The sequence below is a fragment of the bacterium (Candidatus Blackallbacteria) CG13_big_fil_rev_8_21_14_2_50_49_14 genome, from assembly GCA_002783405.1.
Lineage (GTDB): Bacteria > Cyanobacteriota > Sericytochromatia > UBA7694 > UBA7694.
Map to the genome: position 1 here is coordinate 1 of PFGG01000040.1, position 23425 is coordinate 23425.

Genomic DNA, 23425 nt, shown 5'->3' on the forward strand with positions numbered 1-23425 from the left:
GGGGTCGGGCTGACCCCTCAAGCGTTAACGTAGTGGGTTGCCACAAGCGTAGCTTGAGAATCCCTTTCCTTGAGGGAAGGGAGTGTCAACAATTCTTTAGAGTGGGTCAGATAAACCTTTCTTCAAACGCTTTTGTGCATCAGTTTCATTCCCTCACTGATCCAAAGAATACAGGAATTGGCTGCGACGATGATGCTGATTTCAGTCCAGTTCAAAGGGGCCGTATGAAAAAACTGCTGAAACCAGGGCAGATAGATCACGACAGTCTGAAGCAGAATGGAGGCGGCAATCATGCCCGTTAAACTGGGGTTGCTGAAGGCCAGGCCTTTACTGAAAATAGACTGCTGACTGGAGCGAATGGCCAGGGCCTGAAAAATTTGCGCCACGGCTAAACTGGTAAAGAAAATGCTTTGCCAATGGCCTTGGGGGCCTGTTTCTAAAAAGCTGAGGGCGCCCAGTACAAATGAAATCCCGCCAATCAGACAGCCCATCCAAGTGACCTGCCAGCGAAATTTTCCACCCAGAATACTTTCATCAGGAGGCACCGGGGGCCTTTGCATAATATTGGGCTCGGCTTTTTCCATGCCAATGCCAAAACCCAGCAGACCATCGGTGAGCAGGTTGAGCCAGAGCATTTGAATGGGCAGCAGGGCCAGCGGCATATTTAGCAGCGGGGCGAGCAGCATGACCAGGATTTTGCCTAAATTTCCGGCGACTGAATATTTAATAAATTTGCGCAGATTGTCATAGATAATGCGGCCTTCTTCAACAGCCGCCACAATGGTGGCAAAATTATCATCCTGAAGCACCATATCGGCAGCTTCTTTTGCAACATCAGTGCCCGTGATGCCCATGGCCACGCCAATATCAGCCTTCTTGAGTGCAGGCGCATCATTGACCCCATCTCCTGTCATGGCCACTACCCGGTTTTGGGCCTGTAGGGCATTGACAATCTGCAGTTTATGCTCAGGGGATACACGGGCAAAGACCGAGGTCTCCTGAAGTGCCTGGCCCAAGGCTTGAGGAGAGAGGGTGTGTAAATCCTGACCGGTAAGTACCTTGTTATTGTGGGTGATACCCAATTCTTGGGCAATGGCCTGGGCGGTTAAGGGGTGATCGCCGGTGATCATGATCGGGCGAATACCCGCTGTCTGGCAGACCTTGACGGCTTCCAGGACTTCTGGGCGTGGGGGATCGATCATGCCGACCATGCCCAGAAAAATTAATTCAGTTTCAAGTTTGGGCGTGGTTTCAGGTTGCTTTTGCCAGCTTCGCAGCGCAAAGCCAAGTACGCGCATTCCCTGGGCTGCCAGTTTTTCATTGGCTTCTAAGAGTTCCTGACGTGTTTGAGGCGTTAAAGTCAAAATACCCGCTTGGCTGAGATAATGGCTGGAGAGTTCCAGCAGCCCATCGGGGGCTCCCTTGGTCAGGCTGAGCCAATCCGAATCGGGCAGGTGTTTGTCTAAGGCTGCTTCCAATTGTTTGGGCAAACCTGCATCGGGCAGGCTGTGAAGGGTGGTCATGCGTTTTCGCTCAGAGTCGAAGGGCAATTCTGCCAAACGGGGCAAAAGTATTTCGAGGGCCTGTTTTTCTAGCTTCCAGTGACGGGCTGCTATCAGCAAGGCGGTTTCAGTGGGATCTCCCAGCGCTTCCCCAGTTGCTTCGAGATGGCCATCGTTGCACAGTACACCACAGACATTGAGTAAAGCGCTTTCAAGACTGGTTTCGGGGGGGCTGCCGGGTGTGATGGCTACGATATGATCCGCCAGTACCACACGCTTTACGGTCATGCGGTTTTGTGTCAGGGTGCCTGTTTTGTCAGAACAGATCACGCTGACTGACCCCAAGGTCTCGATGCCTGTCAGTTTGCGTACCAGTGCATGGCGTTTGAGCATGCGCTGTGAACCAAAAGCCAGGGTGATGGTCAAGACAGCGGGTAAGCCTTCAGGAACCGCCGCGACGGCGACACTGACCGCGCTCAAGAGCATATGTTTCCAGTCTTCGCCCCGCAGAACTCCAAGCAGAAAGATCAGGCCAGAAATCGCAATCGCCAGGATGGCCAATGTTTTGCCCACCTGATCGAGTTTTTTCTGCAAGGGGGTGGCTTCGGCTTCGACGGTTTCGAGCAGAGTGGCAATTTTTCCCAGTTGGGTTTGCATACCTGTGCCGATCACCAGACCCATTCCCCGGCCATAGGTGATGATCGTGCCCATATAGGCCATATTGTGCTGGTCGCCCAGGCTCAGGTTTTTTTCAGAAAGTAAAGCGGTGTTTTTTTCAACGGGTTCAGATTCACCTGTTAAAGCTGCTTCCTGAATCTTGAGATTAATTGCCTCGATCAAGCGACAGTCAGCAGGCACAATATTGCCTGTTTCGAGATAGAGCAGATCCCCTGGAACCAGTTCTCTGGCTGATATTTCAATTCGGGATCCACCACGTTTGACATGCACCAGAGGTTCCGCCAATTGTTTGAGTGCAGCAATGGCCTTTTCTGCGCGGTATTCCTGAATCAATCCGAGTACGGCGAAAAAGACCACGATCGCGAGAATCACGATTGCGTCACTGTAGTCTCCTAAAAAGGCTGAAAGCCCGGCTGCAGCTAGAAGAATCAGCACCATGATCGAGGTGAGCTGTTCCCAAAGAATCAGCCAGGGGCTTTTGATGCCCTTTTCAGTTAGTTCATTGGGACCCGTACTTTGCAGGCGTTGTGCGGCTTCTTCAGGTGAAAGCCCCTGCTCCATTGAGACTGCCTGCGCCTGAAGTGTAGCTTGAACAGATTGTGTGTACCATTCAGACATTGAAGTGACTCCTTGGGGGATTTTAGGGACTGAAAGTCTGCTTGTGTTTTATTCCTCATCCTCTTCGAGGTCGGAAAGCTCATCTAAATACATGTCTTCAAGATAATCATCCTGCTCGCTGAGCGGGCGCAGATTTTTGAGGACACTGGGGCGTTCTTCTTGCCCTTCATGGGTTTGCATAACCCTTTGTTCAATCCGCTCAAGTGGTTCAAAGCGATGCCCCACCACGCGGAACATGCAGGAGGGCTGGGGCAGTTCGTCCTGACGTTCAGGGTTGCGTGAGGCGGAATTATACCAATTGCGGTAAAATGCAGCGGCCTCAACCCGAGGGTAATCGGTCAGACAAAAGCTGCCCAATTCAAAACACATTTCAAAGAGTTCTTCTTCGAGCCCCGTATCGAGTTCCTGAGAGAGCAGAATATCTCCTTCATAGATTTCCTGACCTTCACGGTCATAAAATCCAGAAAATTGCATGAGCTCTAAACCATGGATCTGGGTCAGCTGGTACAGCTCGATTTGTTCACCAGGAATGGAGTAACTGTAGTCGCTGTTGAGAATCCACTCATCTTGCATTTGCCGGGTTTCAGGATCCCAGGCGCGAAATTTCAGCGTGCGCATTTTTAAAAATTTTCCTTTATCAGTCTTAAAAGACTGCGTGATAAATCCGTCAGTCTTTTAAGACTGTGCGATAAACCCGCAGCACATTGCCGAAGGCCATTTTTGAGATGTCTTCTTCTTTATACCCCAGTTGACGCAGACGTGTCAGCAGATTGGGAAAGCAGCTGACATCCTCGAGCCCTTGGGGCACGTTTTCGATGCCATCATAATCAGAGCCAAAAGCCACATGATCGGGGCCCATCTGTTCACAGAGATAATCAATATGGCGAATGGCATCTTCGAGCGAGGCCTTTTCGGGGGCGTTGTTGAGAAAAGAGGGGGCGAAACACAGGCCGACAAAACCATTTTGAGCCTGGATGGCCTTGAGCTGTTCGTCGTTCATATTGCGGCGGTGCCCACAAAGACTTTTGGCATTGGCGTGAGAGACAATGATTGGATCCTTGGAGAGTTCCAGTGCTTCCCAGAAGCCCGCTTCGTTGATATGGGCCAGATCTACGACCATACCGAGTTCATTCATGCGTTTGATCACGTCTCTGCCAAAAGGGGTCAGTCCGTAGTTTGAGCCTACGCCCAAGCCATCGGCCAGTTCATTGCGGTGGTTCCAGGTCAAGCCGATGGCGCGCAGTCCCTGGCGGTAAAAAACTTCCAGCATTTTTAGATCGCCGCAGAGGGGCGAGGCCCCTTCCATAGAAAACAGACCATAGAGTTTATCCGGGCCATTTTCAACGGCTTGTAGATCTTTTTTGTTTTCTATCAGGGCAAAATGCGCGGGATGTTTGCGGATATCTTCTCGAAAGACCTGCATCATTTGTAATGAGCGCACCGCACCATAGTGCCCGGCTTCATAGGGCATGGTAAAGATCGAAAAAATTTGAAGCCGCAAGCCTGCTTGGCGCATGCGTGGATAATCAGAATGGTGTTTGGGCTGGGGCAGATAAAGACTCATTTCATCTTCTTCCAGCATGAGCAGACGTGAAAGTGTGTCGGCATGACAGTCGGCAATAAATTGCATTATCTTTTTCCTTTTCTAAGCGGTCTTCTGGGTGTTTTTTTTACAGGCTTTTGTTTTTTGGGAGGAGATTGATAGATTTTTCTGCGCAGCTCTTGCACCAGATTGGCAAAACCAAAGTTTTGAATTTGATCAAAAGCGACACGTCGGGAGAGTTTTTTGCGAGCGGATTCAAAATAAAGCCGTGCTTTTGCACGCTTGCCTTTTTCAAGCCAATAGTCTGCTTCACGCAGGTCAATAATTCCCAGAACAGGGGTTGACTCTTCAAAATGGGGGAAGGCAGTGGCGCGAATTCTTTGGTGCCGTTTCCAGAGCGTGCGTGCTTCTTCAAATTGTGCTTTGTTGAGTGCTTTTTCACAACGTTCGAGATACACATTGAGATACCATTTCAGGATTGCCGATTTCCCGTCCTGTTTGAGACGCAGAAAGAGTTCATCTGCAATGCTCAGATTGAAACGTCGGTTAAGACTCAGGGCTTTGAGCAGGCGGTCAAGTTTGGCGGTTGTGATTTCCCCATCTCTGTTGATCAGGTCGCTGAGTAAGCGTACTGCTTGCTTGGGCTGGCCTCTTCCAATCGCTTCGTTGACCTTTCGCGGTGTGGGAGATGTGCATGCCAAGAGATTGAACAGCAGCAGAAGCAAAAGACTGAAACGTTGGCTTGAATGGGAAGGAATCAATTGCATGACGAGGAAAAAGCTTTCTTTGGAAACTCTCTTTCAAGTTTACTGGAGAGAAGGCGTGAATGCACAGACCTCTCATAGCAAAGCAGCCCCTCCGTGAGGAGGGGCTGGCCTTGTGGAGTTTCAGTTATCGATTAACGACGTACTGCGCCGGGAGCTGTGCTCAGCGCCTTGAAGACGTTGATGCGACCATGTCCATAGTAGACATCGAAACCGGGGGTGCCGAGGTCATCAGCAGTGGCTTCAATATGGGCCTTCACCTGAGCGGAGTTCAGCTGAGGATACTTGCTGCGGACCAGAGCTGCCAAGCCGGAAACGGCGGGGGTAGCCATGGAGGTTCCGCTGATAGAACCGTAGCTGATACCAGGCATATCTGTCTGGTAGGTGGGGAAGGTGGACAGGATGTTTACGCCAGGAGCGGCAACAGAATTGTGCTTACCATATTGAGAGAAGCGAGCAATTTTGTCGTTGCTGTCGGTAGCGCCAACGGCCATTACGCCAGGAACACCTGCAGGATAGGAAATGGAACTATTGCCATCATTGCCCATTGCGGCAATCAGCATAGCGTCTTTTTCCAGAGCATGTTTGACGGCATCGGTAATCACAGCAGAGCTGCTGGGGCCACCGAGGCTCATGCTGATGACTTTGGCGCCATGATCAGCGGCCCAGATAATACCACTGGCAACGCTTTCATAGGAACCATAGCCTTCTTTGCTCAGAACCTGAACAGGCAGAATCTTCACGTTGGGAGCAACACCTGCAACCCCTACACCATTGTTGGTGATCGCAGATGCGATACCCGCACAGTGGGTGCCGTGGCCATTGCCATCTTCTACAGTGGCGTTGCCATCAACGGTATTGTAACCAGGCAACAGTTTGGCAGCCAGGTCGGGGTGTTTGTAATCTACACCGGTGTCAACGATGGACAGAATCAGGTCTTTATTGCCCTGTTCAATTTCCCAACCTTTTTGAGATTGCATCTTCTGGTGAGCATACTGTTTTTCAAACATGGGATCGTTGGGGAAAGCTTGGGGAGCGACTTCACGGGGAGCAGGCTCGGTAGCTGCGGGCCGGGTCAGCTTCACAATCATATTGGGTTCTGCATAGAGCACGGCAGGGTTGCTGCGCAGGCTCTGAAGGGTTTGGCTCTCTTGAGCGCCAGCAGAACGGATGGAAGCAGAACGAACCAGATTAATTCCCAGAGCGGGGTTGCCAACGGGCTGAGCTTGCAGGTTCATGGCGCGCAGGCCACCCTGGCTGAATGCTGCCATTGCATTGGCACCGGGCTTCATACGAACGATGAATTCACCGGGAATATGATCCAGACCAGCCATGGCAGCTGCTTTTAATTGAGCGCCACGGGTGGAGGTCATATTAGGACGGGCAGCGCTTTGAGCGCCTACCTGTGCGGGACCTTGGTTGAAAGTGCCCTGCAGAAGGGGAGCACTGCTACAGGCAACCAGAGAGGCGGCCAATGAGGTCAGGGCTACGGCTGAGAACAAGCGAGTATTCTTCATCTGGATAACTGAATCTCCTTAGTGTTTTTGGTTTAACATTGGGCTAAAACATCTAGTGTGTCTTGTAGACTTGAATCTAGACCTCTTTAGTTTACGCAGTTAATACCTTATTTATGGTTATTATAGGATTAAATATAAATTAAGTCAATCCCCAAAAGTGATTTTTGATCCAGAGGCTGCGTTAAAGGAGATCAAAGACTGGATAACCAAAGAACACTTCTGAATGCTGAGGGCGGGACTTGAACCCGCACGGGATAAACCCGGGGGATTTTAAGTCCCCTGCGTCTGCCGATTTCGCCACCTCAGCAGGGTTTTAAAGAAAAAGGGTTTGTGAAAAGCGGACCGGACGGGACTCGAACCCGCAACTTCCTGCGTGACAGGCAGGTGCTCTAACCGATTGAACTACCGGTCCGTTTTGTTTTAGACGAAATTTAGTATAACTGAGTTGAAGGGTAGGCACAAGGGATTGCAAAATATTTTTCAGTCAGTTTTTTTAGAAATTTTTGCCTGCAATTCTTCTTGGCAGGTGCTTAGCAGGGCCGGAAAGCTTGCGAGCAATGCCGATGCTTCCAGCAATTCAAAGCGTTGAATGTGATAGTGCAGCTGATCAGTAAATGCTTTTAGCCTGGGAAGCTCGGCCTGATTTGAAAGGTCAGTCAGGGCATTTGAAAAATTTTCAAGTGTGTTCAGTTCTAAGGATGTTTTGATCTTTGCCCAGCGTTCAAACCAGTTTTGCTCAAGTTCCGCCAGGATTTGTTCTGGTTTCAGAGCAGAATGGTTTTGTTTTGCTTCCATGACAGGAGAAGGGGGCACTTGCCCCAGGTAACGCATTAAGAGGTTGAGCAAATCTTTTTTCTGAACAGGTTTGGAGAGGACATCTGCAAAGCCCTGATGAAGAAAACTGTTTTTTTCTTCGGGCAAGGCATAGGCGGTCAAGGCCACTACTGGAATATGGGCTGTGCTTGGATTTTTTGAGAGAATTTGCTGGGCTTCAAGGCCATCCATCACGGGCATTTTGATATCCATTAAAATCAGATCAGGTTTTTCCTCGGTCGCCAGAGAGACGGCCTCTTGGCCATCGCAGGCCAGCAGCAGGGTCAAGGGTTTATCTTCGAGCATATACTGAAACAAATTCCGATTGACCAGAACATCGTCGGCAATCAGCAGCTTTGCAGGTTTTAGCCGAAGGTTTTCAATGGCTTGACCCTGGTGCGCAGACGCCGTGCTGGGAATGATTGAATTCGCTTGCTTTTCGGGCAACAGAATCGTAAACAGGCAGCCCTGATTGACCTTGCTTTCTACCTGAATCTGGCCTTGCATCATTTCAATCAGTCGGTTTGAAATTGCCAAGCCTAAACCTGTGCCTCCCCGGTGCATGGCATAGGCCCGCTCTTGTTGTTCAAAGGGTTGAAAGAGTCTGGAAAGCGCTTCGCTACTGATGCCAATTCCTGAATCCTGAATTTTAATTTCAAGTTGAGGAGGGGTTGTGTTGTTTAAAACAATGCGGCGCAAAGAAAGACTCAGGAAGCCTTTGGGCGTAAATTTAATTGCATTGCCAACCAAATTGACAAGCACCTGGCGTAAACGCAAAGGATCTAAATGGAGCAATGGAATATTTTCTGTGGGGAGTTCCAATCGAAAATCCAGATCTTTTTCCTGGGCCGAGAGACTGAATAGCTGATAGATCTCTTTCAAGAGATGTTTGATATCGGTGGGTTCTGGGTGCAGGCTGAGTTTACCGGCTTCAATTTTAGACAGATCGAGAATATCATTGATAATCGCCATGAGCGCGTTGCCACTTGAACTGATGGCCTGTAAATGTTCTTTGTATTTGGGGTTGCTGATCTGTTCCTGAAGGAGATTTGCAAAGCCCAAGATGGCATTCATGGGCGTGCGAATTTCATGCGACATATTGGCTAAAAAAGCGGATTTTGCTCGGTTTCCAGACTCAGCAAGCTCTTTGGCATGAAGCAGTTCTGTATTGGTCGTTTGCAAAGACAGGGTTTGTTCTTTTACTTTTTGTTCAAGAAGCTCGATATTTTGCAAACGTTCCAAGCTTCGGCCCAGGTTGTCGGCCATTGCAATCAGTATCAATTTTTCTTCTTCCAGCCATTTACGAGGCTTTTGTGACTCTTCCAAACCAATCACTCCGTAAAGTTGATCGGAGACAAAAATGGGATAGAGCAGTGCCGAATATACGCCTCTGGCTTGCAGATGGGCCTGTATCGGAGAGAGGGAAGATTCGGGATCTATGTTTTCATAAAGAACGGGCTGGTGTTTTTCCAGGATTTGTCGCAGGGCCGAGAAATCGTTCCAAGGCAGATTTTCGACTGGTGTTTGAGGCTGCAGCGAGGCTTGGGCAAACCATTCATGGTGGTGATCTATTTCGCCGTTCTCAAAATTCACAACACTTAAATAGAGATGTGAGAGCTTTAAAAAATGGCCAAGCTGGGCCAGCGTTTTGTCTATGATCTTGTGAGGAGAGGCTGTAGCGAGAATTTCCTGGCTGATTTCGCGGATTAAAAGATTGACATCGGCTAAGCGTTTGAGGCGTTCTTCATAGGCGATCTGTTGGGTGATTTCAGTTTTTACCCCCACATAATGGGTGATTTTTCCCTCTTGATTGAAGATCGGTGAAATACTTGCCTCTTCAGTGTACAGGCTGCCGTCCTTGCGTCGGTTGACCAGACGGCCTCGCCAGGTTTGTCCTGAGATAAGGGTATCCCAGAGGGTTCGATAGTAATCTGAGCCTTGAATGCCGCTTTTGAGGATGCGCGGATTTTTTCCCAAAGCTTCTTCACGGCTATAGCCTGTGGTTTTTTCAAAGGCTGGATTGACGTAAACTAAATGGCCGTTTAAATCGGTAATTACAATTGAATTCTCAGCCTGTTCAATTGCTGTGATCAAGCGAGTGCGCTCTTCCTCAATTTTTTTGCGTTGGGTAATATCATGCACAATTGAATAGAGCAATTCCTGCTTGCCCAGTTTGATCGGCCCAGAAAAAACCTCTACATCCCGAATTTCGCCGTTGGCCAAACGGTGTTGAAAGAAAAATTGCTCTCGTTGCTCTCTTTGGGCCAATTGCATTTCCTGTTTGATTTCTTCAGGTTTTAACTGGTTGATTTGCATGATTTTCATCTGACGCAAATGTTCACGTGAATAGCCGTAAAATTTTTCAGCAGCCAGATTGGCATCGATAATTTGGCCCGTTTGCGGTTCAATCAAAAGTTCTACGGCTCGATTGGCTTCAAACAAACTTCGATAGCGCTCTTCGCTATTTTGTAAATCGTGCTCACTCTTTATCTGTTGACTGATGTCCCGACTGACACCGTGGATTTCCAGGCGGTTTGTTTCTGGGTTGAGAGTGGCCTGGGCTGAAACCTCGGTCCAGACTGTGGAGCCATCCTTGCAGGGTTGTTCAATCCGTACAAGATGGGCGTGTGCTTCACCCCGTTGAAACTGAGCCAAGGCTTCGGGCAGGATTTTTTGAAAATAGGCCAGAGAATCGGGGCAGAGAACCTCTTCCAGGCTCTGTTGCATGACTTCTTCGGCGGTATAGCCGCGTAAGCTTTCGACAGAGGGGCTGACATAACTGAACTGAAGGGTTTCTGGATCAAGTACCCAGAGCACATCGCGCATATTTTCTGTCAGCAGGCGATAATGCTTTTCACTTTTCTGCAGGCGTTTGAGCAGGCTTTTTTCCTGGCTGAGGTCGCGCACAAAACTGACCATGTCTTCGGTTTCGGGCAAAAAATTAACCGTTACCAGAACGTCGATAAAATGGCCGTCTTTGTGTTTTTGCTGGGTTTCAAACTGTTCAGAACCCTGACGGATAATCCGTGCAATACGCGCTTGCGTTGCTTCAGGCTGTTCAAGTGCATCTAAGGTATTGATGGCTTGGCCGATCAGTTCTTCAGGAGAATAACCCAGCATCTGGGCCCAGGCATGATTTGCTTCTAAGATCAGGCCTTCTTTGCTGACACGTATAAAACCTGTAGAGGTTTGTTTGAGAGCCAATTCATAGATTAATTCTTTTTGAGTATCGAGGCTCGAGATGATTGCAATTGCTCCGCATGGCTTTTCTTCCATCAGCAAAGCTGCTGTTTGCAGGTTGATCCACAGGTTTTTCTGCTTGAAGGAGGTGTGGTATGGGCCACGGTAAACCCCTTTTTTGTCTTCAAAGGGGGCTTTTAAGGCCTTCAGAATGCGTTGATCCGACAGGCTTTCTAAATTCTGACCGATTAGCTGAACCGTTGAGGGGATCGAAAAGATTTTGAGAAAGGCCGGGTTGCAATAGGTGATGGTTAAATCATGTGTGTAATACAAGATGCCGATAGGACTGTTTTCGAGAATCAGGGACAGATTTTTTTCTTGCGGCTGAAGCTTTTCGCTGCAGATTTTCGGGGGGCTGATTTTGCGCCCCAGGGCAAAAACATGGGAAATAGCTTGTGTTTCTGAGGCTTGCTCAGGGAGTAGTGTCCATTGGAACCCTTGCCCAGGTTGGATCTCGATTTCAATCTGCTGTTTTTGCCTGTCTTTCAAAACTTTTTCAAGTGCTTGTAGGAGGGGCTGAGAAAATACGGGGTTGCCTTCGCTGGCCGTAGGAAGTTTATCCAGGCCATTTTGGGGGGGCAAATTGAGCAGCTTTTGGCCAGCGGGGTTGAGGTAAATCAGGCGAGATTCAGAATCGAAACACAAGAGCGCGTCAGGGAGATGTTCTGCCAGAAGGTAAAAACCTGCAGTCAGTTCCTTTGCTTGGTTTGGTTTTGTCTGATCTTCTGACATAAATGCTTTTTAACAGTCCATTTGATGTACTTTTACTCATTAGCATAGAGGAGTTGTCCTCTGAAATCAAATGCTTTTTGGGGTTCGAATGAACAACTGAAATTATTGCTCAGAATTGGCACGAAAGCTTTGCATAAGCGTATCCCGGTAGCGCCAGAGATATTCAAAACCTGAGAGCAGGGTTAGAATGACCGCCAAAACATAAATCGCAAGACCAAGTTCTAAAAAGGCACGGGAGTTGGGGCCGCGACCCACTAGAAAAACCAGAATGCAAGCCATTTGAGCTGCTGTCTTGGCTTTGCCCAGGTTATCAGCGCTCATGACGGTTTGATTTTCTTTGCCCGCCAGCAGGGCGCGTAAGCCCGTGATTAAAAATTCACGTCCGATAATGACCACCACAGTCCAAACGGGTAAATGCACCACCGGATCGGCTGCAAAGGCAATAAAGGCGGTTGATACCAACAGTTTATCCGCCAGGGGATCCAGAAGTTTGCCTGCGTCACTCATTTGTTTAAAGCGGCGGGCGTAGTAACCATCAAACCAATCGGTAAAGGCGGCTACCACAAAGGTCAGCAAAGCCATGACATCCCACTGAAGCCCTGCTGTTATGAAATAACAGAAGGGCACCACCAGAACCAGACGGAGCAGGGTGAGTAGATTAGGGATTGTCAAAGAAGAACCGGAAACTGCTTGCAGGTTGTTCAGGGGTGCTGACGCGCTCAGACTGAATACCGGCACCCAGTACGCCTGGGGTTCCGAAGAAAACAATTTTCAGTCGGCCCAGCGGAGGCGCGGTTGCGGCATTGACAGAGGTGCCAAAGCTGCGCGTAGGCAGATCGGTTTCACCATTGATCAGCGAAATATTATAGCCGCCGCCACCATTGGAGACATAGACCAATTTATCATTGGAGGTGACATCTACTCCATTGGGAGAAGTGGTCGGACGACGCGGATCGGTATTCAAGGGAATATTGCGGCCCACACTCTGCAGGTTGATATTACCTGCCAGGCGCGAAGGCGTTGGAATCACGGTCAGAACATTGGCTGAGCTGCCCGTGATATACATTTTGCTGCCAGTGCTGTTCAGTGCAATATTTTCAGGTGAGACAGGTACATTGGCGGCAATCTGGTTGTCGCGTAAGGAAACCTGGGCCACAGGCTGTTGAATATTGGCGGCATTGAATACCAGCAATTCATCGGCAGCGTTGTTGACCAGATAAACACGACCGGCACGATCAACGACGACGTCACGCAGATCCGTGGAAACGGTCACGGGAATCTGGAAAAACTCAGCAGGGGTGAGGGTGTCCTGACCCAAATTAATATTAAAGGCCAAAAGGCGGCCATTGGCGCGGTCGATGGCGAAAAGGCGGCTGTTATCCGGTGAAACCGCCAGTTGGGAGGGGCTGGGTCGGCGGGTTTGATTGGTGCCCGTGGCCAGACGCACAACACCCTGCGCAATTACGTTGGGCAAACGACTGGGTGAAGAGGTGTCCAGGGTGGCGATGGTAGAGGTATCGCCCACTGAAACATAGGCGCGGGTTCCCAGACTGTTAAACGCAATGCCCTGGGGCAGAGTGCCTTGAACCGTCACTTTGCCGCGGCTCATAAATTCAGTGCCTGTCAAGCGTTCAAAAATAGAAATAGAACCGTCATTGATATTCGTGACCAGAATGCGTCGGCTGTCTGAAGAGACCGCCAGATCATCAGGGCGATTGCCTGTCTCAAGTTGGCTGATGACCCGGTGAGTCAAAAGGTCAAAGACATAGAGTTCGTTGGTGGTCGGGCTGACAATCAACGAGATATTATTGGAAGGTGCATTGCCCACCTGGGGACCGCACGCGGCCAGCAGGGATGTGGCCATCAGGGCCGTCATCGTCTTCAGAATTGGACGGGTCTGGAGGAAGCGATTTGCAGTTTTTAAAGCTTTTTTCATAACAACCTGCTGAGTCTTGGTGATTTCCGGTTGATCCTCAGGATGCTGCTTTGCGCAGACGTCCTTCTTTATAGCATATTTTGGGGAGTGCTTACAAAAATCTTTTCAGAGATTGGCTGCTTTGCAAAAATTCACACCCTTCATGCGCCTTTCTGATCCTTTGGATCCTGTAAACTGATCCTTTGAGCCCCCCAAGGAGAACGTTTTGTTATGTCAGCCCCTCAGTTTGTGCACTGCAATGTCCACACCGAATTTTCCCTGCTCGATTCCACCGTTCGCATCAAAGAAGTGATTGCCAAAGCCGTTGAAATGGGGATGCCCGCCCTGGCGATTACGGACAATGGCGTGATGTATGGGGCCTTGGAATTTTATAAACAGGCGCGCAAAAACGGGATCAAACCTTTATTGGGCTGTGAAATGTATGTGGCCCCGAAGGGCATTCAGGATCGAACCGGTCGCCGTACGGGTGAAAACAATCAGCGTTTGACCCTGATTGCCAAAAATGAAACCGGCTACCGCAATTTGCTCAAATTGGTCAGTGAATCGCATATCAAAGGCTTTTATTATAAACCCCGTGTCGATCATGAGATGTTGGAACGCCATTGTGATGGCCTGATTGCCATGAGTGCCGGTATGGGCGGAGAATTGCCCCAAAAATTGATGAAAGAAGATTATGCCGGGGCCAAACAGCTTGCCAATTGGTACAAGGAACGCTTTGATTTTTATTTGGAGTTGCAGGATCACCGGATTGAATTGCAGCAGAAAATCAACCGGGGCATGATGCAGCTTTCGAAAGATCTGGGGATTCCCGTTGCTGCGACCAACGATGTGCACTATCTAAACCAGGCAGATTCGCAATTGCATGAAATGGTGCTCTGTATTGCCGATGGCAAGACCCTGAATGATACCAATCGCTACCGCTATCCTGGCGGGCCCGAATATTATTTGAAAAGCCCTGAAGAAATGGCGCATCTCTTTCAGGAAGTGCCAGAAGCGCTCAGTAATACGCTGGTCATTGCCGAAAAATGCCATGTGATTATTGAAACCGGCAATTATAAGCTGCCGATCTATGATGTGCCGCCGGGCCATACCCCAGAAAGCTATTTGCGTGAATTGACCTGGAAAGGCATTCGCGAGCGCTATCCTGACAAGGTGACCCCCGAAATTCGTCAGCGGGTGGAGTTTGAACTGGGCGTTATTGAGCATATGGGCTTTCCCAGCTATTTCTTGGTGGTCTGGGATTTTATCAATTACGCACGGATGCATGGCATTTCTGTTGGGCCAGGGCGTGGATCCGCCGCAGGCAGTATTGTTTCTTATGCCCTGCGCATTACGGATATTGATCCAATTCCCTTTCAATTGCTGTTTGAACGCTTTCTAAACCCTGATCGTATCAGCATGCCGGATATTGATATCGACTTCTGTATCGAGCGCCGTGAAGAAGTGATTCAATATGTCACCCGCAAATATGGGGCTGACAAGGTGGCTCAGATTCTGACCGTGGGCACACTTGGGGCCAAGATGGTGGTGCGCGATATTGCCCGGACACGGGGATTTGCACCCTCTGAAGCCGATCGCCTTGCCAAGATGATCCCCACCAAACCGGGCGTGAAACTTGAGGAATATATTCAAGAGGGCTCGGAACTACGCGCTGAAATGAATAAAAACCCAGAGATCAAGCAATTGATTGAAGATGCGCTCAAGCTGGAAGGCAATGCCCGCCAGGTGGGGGTGCATGCTGCGGGGGTTGTGATTTCGCGCGATTCCCTGGACACGGTGGTGCCGCTGCGGGCTGAAGACGGCAAGCTGATTACCCAGTTCACCAAGGATGAAGTCGAAGAAGTTGGTTTGCTCAAGATGGATTTTCTGGGGCTGCGCAACCTGACCATGATTTCCAAAACCCTTGAAATTCTGAAGGAGTCTCGGGGCATTGAGCTGGATATGGGGCATTTGCCCTTTGATGACGAAAACACCTATAAACTGCTCAGTTCAGGCTATACCGTCGGGGTTTTCCAATTGGAATCCAGTGGTATGCAAAAACTGGTGCGCCGTTTGATGCCCAATAATATTGAAGATATTACCGCCCTCGTGGCGCTCTATCGCCCCGGCCCTTTGGGCAGCGGCATGGACAAGGACTTTGTCGAACGTAAATTTGGCCGCCAACCAGTGACCTATTATGATACCTCGCTAGAGGAAATGGTCAAGCCGATTCTCAAAGACACCTTTGGTTTGATTCTTTACCAGGAACAGATCATGCAGATTTCGCGTGTGGTGGCTGAGTTTACCCCAGGTGAAGCCGATAACCTGCGTAAGGCCATGGGTAAGAAACAGGCCGATGTCATGGCCAAAATGAAGGCCAAATTTATTGACGGTTCCGAGAAAAAGCAGATTCGCCGTGAAGTTTCAGAAAACCTCTTCAATGTCATGGAAGAGTTTGCCAAATATGGTTTTAACAAGAGTCACAGTGCGGCCTATGCCTATGTGGCCTATCAAACGGCCTGGCTCAAGGCCAATTACCCTGTAGAATATATGGCTGCCTTGATTTCCAGCGTGATGAGTACCCAAGACAAGGTGCCGCTTTACGTGGGCGAAGCCCGGCGCATGAAGATCAATATTTTGCCTCCCGATATCAATGAGAGTTTGAATAATTTCTCGGTCTTTGATAAAAATATCCGCTTTGGCTTGGGAGCTGTCAAGAACCTGGGGGCTGCAGCGATTGAGAATATTTTGGCAGAACGTCAGCAAAACGGCCCCTTCAGCTCTTTTTATGATTTCTGTACACGGGTTGACCTGCGGGTTTGCAATAAGCGCTCGATTGAAAGTTTGATCAAAGCAGGGGCCTTTACCAGCATTCTCGATAATCGGGGCATGTTGCTGCATAATTTGGATCGCACCATGGGGGCTGCCAATAACGTGCAAAAACATAAAAATATGGGTCAAATCAGTCTGTTTGAACTCGACAGTGCAGCGGATCTGGATTTTCAGCAGGCCCCAGAACTTGAAGAAGCGCCTGAATTTGAGCGTGAAGCCCTCTTGAGTTATGAAAAAGAAGTGATCGGGATTTATGTTTCAGGTCATCCTTTGGATATGGTGCAGGAACAGGTTCAGGCTTTTGCACAACATTCGGTCAGTGAACTTGAAGAATTGGATGAGGGGCGTGAAACGATTCTGGCGGGGTTGGTGGTGGAGCGCCGCCTCAAGACCAATGAAAAAAATGACACCATGCTCTTTTTGAAAATCGAAGATTTAACCGGTGAAATTGAAATTTTCGTGGCACCGAAAACCTTTGAGAAATTTCGAACCCTTCTTGAAAATGAAGACAAACTGCTGCTCAAGGCCAAAATTCGGCCCAAGCGCGATGAAAATGAACCGCCCCGCCTGGCTTTGTTTGGCGTCTATTCGCTGATGCAGCTTGAAAGTCTGCGGCTTTGTTTTCCCGAATACGATATCCGTCGTCTGACCGCTTTGCGCTGTCTGCTGCAGGAGTTTCCGGGTGAAACACCGGTGGTGATCTGCTCTGAACAGGAGCCTGAGAATGCGATTGCCGTGGGCTGTGATTTTTGGATTCAACCTGAAGAAAAACTGATGCGCCGTCTGATCAAAAGCTTGGGTCAAGAAAACGTAATTTTGTATCAGGTGGCGAAGCCCGGTGTCGAACAGGCGGCTCCTGCTCCAGAAAACGAAACGGTTTCGGTTTAACCTAAAAATTTTTTTCAGGATTCAATTTGATTTTTTTGCATTCTGCATAAATATTGCAAATAGATTACATTTTGAAAAGCAGGCTATCAGACCCTTTAGCGCCTCTTGCCATTTAAAAAATCGAATTTGTTTCGTTTTTGTCAAGAACTTAAACCCAATCGTTGTTTAAATTTTTGAGAAATTTTATTTTACTGCGACAGGGATGCCATCTTTTCTTCACATCTATCCTGTAAAGTATTAATCAAGACCAGATCATCAAGGATTCGTTAAACAGTCCACTGGTTAGCCCATCAAAACTCTAGCTTGTGCCCCTCCCTGGGGCATTTTTTATTGGCCTTTTTTAGTGGTACGATAGTGTCGAACCTATTGAAAGCGCAGGAGTTTGTATGAAAAAAGTTGCTGTTGTTTTGTCGGGGTGCGGAGTTTTTGATGGCGCTGAAATTTATGAGTCTACGCTGACTCTGCTCAATTTGGATCGTCTGGATCTGCCTTATCAGTGCCTGGCTCCCAATATTCCCCAAATGCATGTGATTAATCATCTCACGGGAGAGGTGATGGAAGCTGAATCCCGCAATGTCTTGGTGGAAGCCGCAAGGATTGCGCGGGGTGAAATTCAGGATTTGGCCACTGCCAAAGCTGAGGATTTCAGTGCTGTGATCTTTCCAGGTGGCTTTGGGGCTGCTAAAAACCTCTGTAATTTTGCGGTCAAAGGCCCAGACTGTGACGTCAATCCTGAGGTGGAGCGCTTTATTTCAGAGGCGCTTCAAGCCAAGCTGCCGCTGGGCTTTATTTGCATTGCCCCGGCTTTAATGGGCAAAGTGGCGCAAAGGGCTGGAATAAAAACCAGCTTGACCCTGGGCACGGGTGCCGAATGGGCAGAGAAAATTGAGGCCATGGGACAAACCCATGCCGCTTGTCCGGTGCGTGAAATCGTGGTGGATGAAGCCAACCGCATGATCTCGACCCCTGCCTATATGGAAGCTGGACGCATTTCTGAGGCTGCTGATGGGATTGAAAATCTTGTCAAAACCTTGGCTGCCTGGTTGCGTTAATTGCAGGTTACGCCCCCTGAAATCAGCGCGCTGATGCAGAGCATGCAGCCAGCGGTTCCGCTGATGAATCTGTTGGAAGGTTATCAGGACCTTCAGAGTGTGATGGCGGTTCTGGAAGCGCAACAAAGTTTTGATCTGCAGAACAATACTGCGCGCTTCAATGAAAATGAAGGGCTCTTGCCTTTGCCAGAAGCTGGCGATCGTCTGCGCTATCTTGGCTATTTTCTCAGTGCAGGTTTGGATGCCCAACGTCCGATTCAGATTGAGCTGAATTTGGGTCGGCCTTTGGCCGGCCACCCCTTTATTCTGATTCTCAAAGCTTTTTCGCTCTTGGGAACCCACCGTTTTCGTCTGGTACAAGGGCTATCGCTGACCCAGGAGGCTTTGGCCTCGGCCAAGGGGCAGGTGGCTTTTTCCTTTGAACCTTTGGCTACCCTGCTGAGAGACCCTGCCAGGATTACAGGTTTTCAGGTCTATCTGATGAAACCCAAATTTGATCCGGCCAGCGCCAGCCCGATCGAAACCGTGTACACTGAACCAGAAACAGAATCAGGGGTGGTTCGCGCTGCTCCCAATCTGAATGTCTATAAACATATTGATACACGGGTCTGAGGTTTTTATGTGGAAAGGTTTGATTCATCAGTACCGCGCGTTTCTGCCGGTTTCTGACCAGACACCCCTGGTGTCTTTGCATGAGGGCAATACCCCTTTGATTTATGCCGCTCATCTCAGTGAACTGACAGGGGCACAGGTCTGGCTTAAATATGAGGGGTTGAATCCCTCTGGCTCTTTTAAAGACAGAGGCATGACCATGGCTATTTCCAAAGCGCTTGAAGCTGGCAGCAAAGCCGTGATGTGTGCTTCAACAGGGAATACTTCGGCTTCAATGGCCGCCTATTGTGCCAAAGCGGGTATGAAAGGGTATATCTTGGTACCCGATGGCTATGTGGCTTTGGGCAAATTGTCTCAAGCCATTGCCCATGGTTCTCAGGTGGTACCGATCAAGGGGAATTTTGATCAGGCCCTGGACTTGGTGCGTGCGCTTTGCGAAAAATACCCTGTCACCCTGGTGAATTCAGTCAATCCTTTTCGGATTGAGGGCCAACAGACCGGTGCTTTTGAGGTTTGCGACCAATTGGGCAGCCCGCCAGATATTTTGGCCATTCCTGTAGGCAATGCAGGCAATATTACAGCCTATTGGAAGGGCTTTAAGGCCTATCACAGCAAAGGTCTGACCGAATTCTTGCCCCGCATGTGGGGCTTTCAGGCCGAGGGTGCTGCGCCGATCGTTTACAAACGCCGCATTGAAAAACCCGATACGATCGCGACTGCGATTCGAATTGGCAATCCGGCCAGCTGGCAGTTTGCTGAGCAGGCCCTTGAAGAATCACGGGGTCGGATCGATGCCGTGACCGATGCTGAAATTTTGGCGGCCTATGGCTTGCTTTCTAAAAAAGAGGGCATTTTCTGTGAGCCCGCTTCAGCTGCTTCTGTGGCTGGCATTCTGAAAATGAAGGCCGCAGATAAAATTCCTGCGGGAGCACGGATTGTCTGTGTCCTGACCGGGCATGGTTTGAAAGATCCAGACCGTGCCATTGCCTACCATACCCAGGGCCAGGAACTTCAGGCTGTTGAACCCACGCTGGATGCTTTGACTGAATTGCTGGCTTTCTAACGCAGACTTCTGATTCAAAAAGGCGCTGAAGAGTCTCTTCAGCGCCTTTTGATTGAATGGGGTTTAACGCCGACGCCGGCTGCTGCTGCCACTTGAGCTGCGGCTGCGGCTGGAGGAACTGCCAAAGCTGCTGCCACTGGAACTGCGACTGCGGCTGGAATTGGAACCAAAGCCACTGGACCCGGTTGAGCTGCGGCTGGAGGAACCACCAAAACTGGAGCCTGTGCTGCGGTTGCTGCTGCCTCCGAAGGTGCTGCGGTTGCGATTGGAGCTGGAGCCAAAACTGCTGGAGCCGGTGGTGCTGCCAGAGCCCGCTGGTCGTTTATTGGTGGTGCGGTTAAAGCTGCTGCCATTGACATTAGAAAGTGAATTGCGGGACTGGTTCATGCCATTGCGAGTGGTGGTTGTGGTACGGGTTCTGCTGCTGCTGGCCCCAAAGCTACTGGAGCCAAAACGCCCGGTGGAGCGGGTGCTTGTGACGGGGCGGCTGCTGCCATAGCGAGTGCGATAGGTGCTGCTGCCCAAACGGGTGCGGTAAGCAGTACGGGGAATGACATGCACACCGCGGTAATAACGGGGGTAGTAGCCAAAATAATAGGGGGGATGGTAATAGCGGGGGCGGGTCAGATTAAAGAGCCAGGCGGCCAGGAGAATTTCACCCACGGGGAAATGAGAACGGTGAACGGTTTGCTCAGGGTAATAATTGGGGCTGCCCTGTACAGCAATTTCAGCATTCTGCCCGGTTTTGTTGATCATGACCTGGGCAATATCTTCACGCTGATTGTTTTCATTGGTAAAAAGCACGAAGCCCTGTTGGCCATTCTCACGGAATTCTTCAACGTTGAGATAGTCGACATTGCCGTCTTGATTCAGATCCAGATTGTTGACGCCTGAGGAGTTGAGTAATTTTTCAAGGTCTTCCCCATCTTTGGCCTGACGTACGAGGGCGGGTAACTGGCTTAAATCCAGGCTGTCGCCGACATTATTGGCCACCACAGAAACATCTTCTGTTTTCTTGGGCACATAGGTGCGTTTTTCTTCTTTGCCCTTACAGCCACTGAGGGCCAGGGTATTGAGACTGAGGGAAAGCCCCAGGGCAAGCGTTGCGAAAGGTTTGAACATTGGTTTCTCCTTGGCATTCAACTTCGATAAATGTACACAGGCCTAGACAGATGGAGCCCCATTTTTGTTCAAAATGCCTGCTTTTAACAAGCTCATCCTAACACAAAACATCTTTGGATTTCATCTCTATTTTGGAGTGGGTTAGTCTGTGTATTGGACTTGGTTTCCCCCCAATGATTCAGATTTTGGGCGTGCAGCAAAGGATTTTTGTTTTTCTAAACGCACAGCGACAGCTGTGGAACCAAATCGAGGATGCCCGGATCATCATCAATCGCAAGCCGTTTATACATGCGTTTTTCTCCTGAACTAATATATAGGTATTTTCAGGGCATGATGGAAAGAAAACAAGTCCTTTGGCCCGTCATTTAGCCGCTTGGGGTTTTTGTTTGAGTACATTACAGGAGCTTCATCTCTGGTAATAATATTAGAATTTGACCTTTCGGATTAACCAGAATATGATAGATGTTAATCGATGGGATTTTCGCAGTGATGAAAGTAATATCAAGATCTTATATCTAAAGTGAATGCCAAAAGAAATGCTGACAATGAACCCAATACTGCGATGTTTAAGGAACGCGTTATTTTAATACTGTAGGTTTTACCCCTATTCTCTTTGCCTTGCTATTTTGTTATAGGAAGAGAAAAGAGAGTCGGTAAGCCTGATTATTAAGGAGAGCTTTACTGTGCTGAGCTGGAGCAATTTTGAGTTAACTTCGGATTTACTTCAACTTCAGGTTTTGTACCAAGAGCTTGAGCGAAAGTATTTGCAACAATCCAATGAACTTCAAGCCTTAGAAGCCCTTCATGCTGAATTGCAACTTAAACTTGAAAAAGGTCGTGAAACTGTCTCTGCTGTTGAGACTTTGTCAGAAGCTTCTTCTCAGGTTGATCGGTTACAGGTAATGGAGTTAAAAATCCAGGAATTGGAACAGTTTACCTATATTGCTTCTCATGATTTACAAGAGCCTTTGCGCAAGATCAAAAATTTCAGTGAAATGCTGATGGAGCACAGTCGATCCCAATTGGATTCGCGCTCACTTAAATATATGAAATATATTCTTGATGGCACCGAACGCATGCAGGCTCTCTTGCAGAATCTGTTGCTTTACTCGCGTTCAATGCGTAATGCACCTCAACAAAGACTAAGCCTCGATATGCCTTTGCGACAGGCTATCGAAGACTTAGAGCTGAGAATTCAAGAGACTCAGGCCGAAATTGAGATTCAAACCCCTTTGCCTATTGTCTTGGCCAATCCCACCCAAATGTGCCAATTGTTTCAAAACTTGTTGAGCAATGCGCTCAAGTTTTGTGTTGAGGCCCCCAAGATTTTTGTGGGTTGTGAACAAAAATCGGATCAGTGGTTGTTGAGCATTCGAGACAATGGGATTGGATTTTCTCCTGAAGACACCCAGTCTATCTTTGATGCCTTTCATCGTTTGCACAATAAAAGTGAATACCCAGGTACTGGTATTGGTTTGGCGATTTGTCAAAAAATTATGTTTCAGCACAAGGGCAAGATCTGGGCTGAGTCTGCTGTGGGAAAAGGCAGCACATTTTTCTTTTCTTTGCCCATTTTGAAAGAGGAGGGCTCTGTTCATGTATCAGACTGAGATGTCTTCTCCCTCTAAAAACTATACTGTATTGGTGATCGAGGATCAGCCCCTGGATATGGCTCTGATTGAGGATGTAGTTGAATCTGAAAAAATTCCTGTTCATTTAATTTCCTTTGACTGTGGTGAAAAAGCGATTCAGTATTTAAAACAGCAGAAGACCCCAGGCCTGAGACCTGATTTGATTCTGCTCGACCTCAAATTGTCGGGTGTTCAAAGCCTCGAAATTTTAAAGAAACTTCGTGCAGAACCGCGTTTTGGGATTATTCCGATTGTGATTTTAACGAGCATTGAGTCTGCTTGGGTGGTTTTAGATGCCTATCGTTTAGGTTGTAATTGTTATATTAAAAAGTCTTTAGAGCCCAAAGATTTTTCACAAAGTGTGTCGGCTATTTTCGATTTTTGGTTAAATTTTGCTGTTTTACCTGATAGGGAAGGGGCTAGATGAGGATATGCCAGAGAATACTTCTTCATCATCGTTTCACGTGCTTTTGGTTGACGATGATGAGGGCGATGCTTTCATTATTGAGGATCTTCTGGAGGAAATCGAATCAGATATCCAGTTGAGCCGGGTTTCTGATGGGGTAGAAGCAATGGCCTTTCTCCAACAGGCCCCTCCTTATCAGACGGCCAAAGTTCCAGATCTTATTCTTTTGGATCTGAATATGCCCCGAATGGACGGGCGGCAAGTTTTGAAAGCGATTCGAGAAAATCAGGAATTGTGTCATTTACCTGTGGTGATTCTGACCACTTCAGATGCCCGCTTTGATATCAACTTTACCTATTTAGAGGGGGGCAACTGTTATATCATTAAACCTTCGGGTATTCACAAGCTGATGAATATGTTGCGGAACATAAGCCATTTTTGGGGGCAGGTGGCCCAATTGCCCAATCCAGCTTTTGGAACCTCAGGTTCTAGTTAGC

The 23425-nt window shown here is 48.6% G+C and carries 16 protein-coding genes and 2 tRNA genes; 7 read left to right on the forward strand and 11 right to left on the reverse strand.

Annotated elements, in window-relative coordinates; all coding sequences use genetic code 11:
* Positions 1-122 precede the first annotated feature (122 nt).
* The 10 genes from COW20_08975 to COW20_09020 form a co-directional block, all read right to left on the reverse strand.
* Positions 123-2798 (reverse strand): ATPase, encoded by a 2676-nt coding sequence (locus COW20_08975; GenBank protein PIW48490.1) that lies wholly within the window; start codon positions 2796-2798, stop codon positions 123-125.
* A 48-nt stretch (positions 2799-2846) separates the two neighbouring features.
* The gene (locus COW20_08980; GenBank protein PIW48491.1) at positions 2847-3416 is read right to left on the reverse strand and encodes a hypothetical protein; all 570 of its coding nucleotides are present in this window, start codon (positions 3414-3416) and stop codon (positions 2847-2849) included.
* A 49-nt stretch (positions 3417-3465) separates the two neighbouring features.
* Positions 3466-4428, reverse strand: a complete 963-nt coding sequence (locus COW20_08985; protein PIW48492.1) for a dipeptidase — start codon at positions 4426-4428, stop codon at positions 3466-3468.
* Positions 4428-5108, reverse strand: coding sequence for a hypothetical protein (locus tag COW20_08990; GenBank protein PIW48493.1), 681 nt, complete (start codon positions 5106-5108; stop codon positions 4428-4430). The genes COW20_08985 and COW20_08990 overlap by 1 nt, the downstream gene beginning before the upstream one ends.
* Positions 5109-5239: 131 nt before the next feature.
* Positions 5240-6622, reverse strand: coding sequence for a peptidase S8 (locus tag COW20_08995; GenBank protein ID PIW48494.1), 1383 nt, complete (start codon positions 6620-6622; stop codon positions 5240-5242).
* 224 nt (positions 6623-6846) lie between these two features.
* Positions 6847-6929, reverse strand: a tRNA-Leu gene (locus tag COW20_09000).
* A gap of 31 nt (positions 6930-6960) precedes the next feature.
* Positions 6961-7034 (reverse strand) — tRNA-Asp (locus COW20_09005).
* A 68-nt stretch (positions 7035-7102) separates the two neighbouring features.
* Complete coding sequence (locus COW20_09010; GenBank protein PIW48495.1) at positions 7103-11407, reverse strand: hypothetical protein; 4305 nt, start codon at positions 11405-11407, stop codon at positions 7103-7105.
* A gap of 102 nt (positions 11408-11509) precedes the next feature.
* On the reverse strand, positions 11510-12175 hold the full coding sequence (gene pgsA, locus COW20_09015; GenBank protein ID PIW48496.1) for a CDP-diacylglycerol--glycerol-3-phosphate 3-phosphatidyltransferase: 666 nt from the start codon (positions 12173-12175) through the stop codon (positions 11510-11512).
* Positions 12066-13343, reverse strand: a complete 1278-nt coding sequence (locus COW20_09020; GenBank protein PIW48497.1) for a hypothetical protein — start codon at positions 13341-13343, stop codon at positions 12066-12068. Before COW20_09020 ends, pgsA begins: the two co-directional genes overlap by 110 nt.
* 210 nt (positions 13344-13553) lie before the next feature.
* On the opposite strand from COW20_09020, the gene COW20_09025 reads away from it, so the two are divergent.
* From COW20_09025 to COW20_09040, 4 genes are all read left to right on the forward strand, one after another.
* On the forward strand, positions 13554-17042 hold the full coding sequence (locus COW20_09025) for a DNA polymerase III subunit alpha (protein ID PIW48498.1): 3489 nt from the start codon (positions 13554-13556) through the stop codon (positions 17040-17042).
* Between the two features lie 386 nt (positions 17043-17428).
* Complete coding sequence (locus COW20_09030; protein PIW48499.1) at positions 17429-18094, forward strand: isoprenoid biosynthesis protein ElbB; 666 nt, start codon at positions 17429-17431, stop codon at positions 18092-18094.
* Positions 18095-18706, forward strand: coding sequence for a hypothetical protein (locus tag COW20_09035; GenBank protein PIW48500.1), 612 nt, complete (start codon positions 18095-18097; stop codon positions 18704-18706).
* Positions 18707-18713: 7 nt separating this feature from the next.
* On the forward strand, positions 18714-19769 hold the full coding sequence (locus tag COW20_09040; protein PIW48501.1) for a threonine synthase: 1056 nt from the start codon (positions 18714-18716) through the stop codon (positions 19767-19769).
* A 63-nt stretch (positions 19770-19832) separates the two neighbouring features.
* Here COW20_09040 and COW20_09045 read toward each other — a convergent pair whose 3' ends face one another.
* Positions 19833-20891 (reverse strand): hypothetical protein, encoded by a 1059-nt coding sequence (locus tag COW20_09045; GenBank protein ID PIW48502.1) that lies wholly within the window; start codon positions 20889-20891, stop codon positions 19833-19835.
* Positions 20892-21574: 683 nt separating this feature from the next.
* Here COW20_09045 and COW20_09050 point away from each other — a divergent pair.
* From COW20_09050 to COW20_09060, 3 genes are read left to right on the forward strand one after another with little or no spacing between them, the layout of a single operon-like run.
* Positions 21575-22501 (forward strand): PAS domain-containing sensor histidine kinase, encoded by a 927-nt coding sequence (locus COW20_09050; protein PIW48503.1) that lies wholly within the window; start codon positions 21575-21577, stop codon positions 22499-22501.
* Positions 22488-22949, forward strand: a complete 462-nt coding sequence (locus tag COW20_09055) for a hypothetical protein (GenBank protein PIW48504.1) — start codon at positions 22488-22490, stop codon at positions 22947-22949. The genes COW20_09050 and COW20_09055 overlap by 14 nt, the downstream gene beginning before the upstream one ends.
* Before the next feature lie 4 nt (positions 22950-22953).
* Positions 22954-23424, forward strand: coding sequence for a response regulator (locus tag COW20_09060; protein ID PIW48505.1), 471 nt, complete (start codon positions 22954-22956; stop codon positions 23422-23424).
* Position 23425: the final 1 nt, after the last annotated feature.

Coding starts and splice junctions, on each gene's coding strand:
- COW20_08975 (PIW48490.1), bottom strand. CDS start 2,798: ATGTCTGAATGGTACACACAATCTGTTCAAGCTACACTTCAGGCGCAG.
- COW20_08990 (PIW48493.1), bottom strand. CDS start 5,108: ATGCAATTGATTCCTTCCCATTCAAGCCAACGTTTCAGTCTTTTGCTT.
- COW20_09025 (PIW48498.1), top strand. CDS start 13,554: ATGTCAGCCCCTCAGTTTGTGCACTGCAATGTCCACACCGAATTTTCC.
- COW20_09010 (PIW48495.1), bottom strand. CDS start 11,407: ATGTCAGAAGATCAGACAAAACCAAACCAAGCAAAGGAACTGACTGCA.
- COW20_09040 (PIW48501.1), top strand. CDS start 18,714: ATGTGGAAAGGTTTGATTCATCAGTACCGCGCGTTTCTGCCGGTTTCT.
- COW20_09030 (PIW48499.1), top strand. CDS start 17,429: ATGAAAAAAGTTGCTGTTGTTTTGTCGGGGTGCGGAGTTTTTGATGGC.
- COW20_08995 (PIW48494.1), bottom strand. CDS start 6,622: ATGAAGAATACTCGCTTGTTCTCAGCCGTAGCCCTGACCTCATTGGCC.
- COW20_08985 (PIW48492.1), bottom strand. CDS start 4,428: ATGCAATTTATTGCCGACTGTCATGCCGACACACTTTCACGTCTGCTC.
- COW20_09055 (PIW48504.1), top strand. CDS start 22,488: ATGTATCAGACTGAGATGTCTTCTCCCTCTAAAAACTATACTGTATTG.
- COW20_09045 (PIW48502.1), bottom strand. CDS start 20,891: ATGTTCAAACCTTTCGCAACGCTTGCCCTGGGGCTTTCCCTCAGTCTC.
- COW20_09020 (PIW48497.1), bottom strand. CDS start 13,343: ATGAAAAAAGCTTTAAAAACTGCAAATCGCTTCCTCCAGACCCGTCCA.
- COW20_08980 (PIW48491.1), bottom strand. CDS start 3,416: ATGCGCACGCTGAAATTTCGCGCCTGGGATCCTGAAACCCGGCAAATG.
- COW20_09060 (PIW48505.1), top strand. CDS start 22,954: ATGCCAGAGAATACTTCTTCATCATCGTTTCACGTGCTTTTGGTTGAC.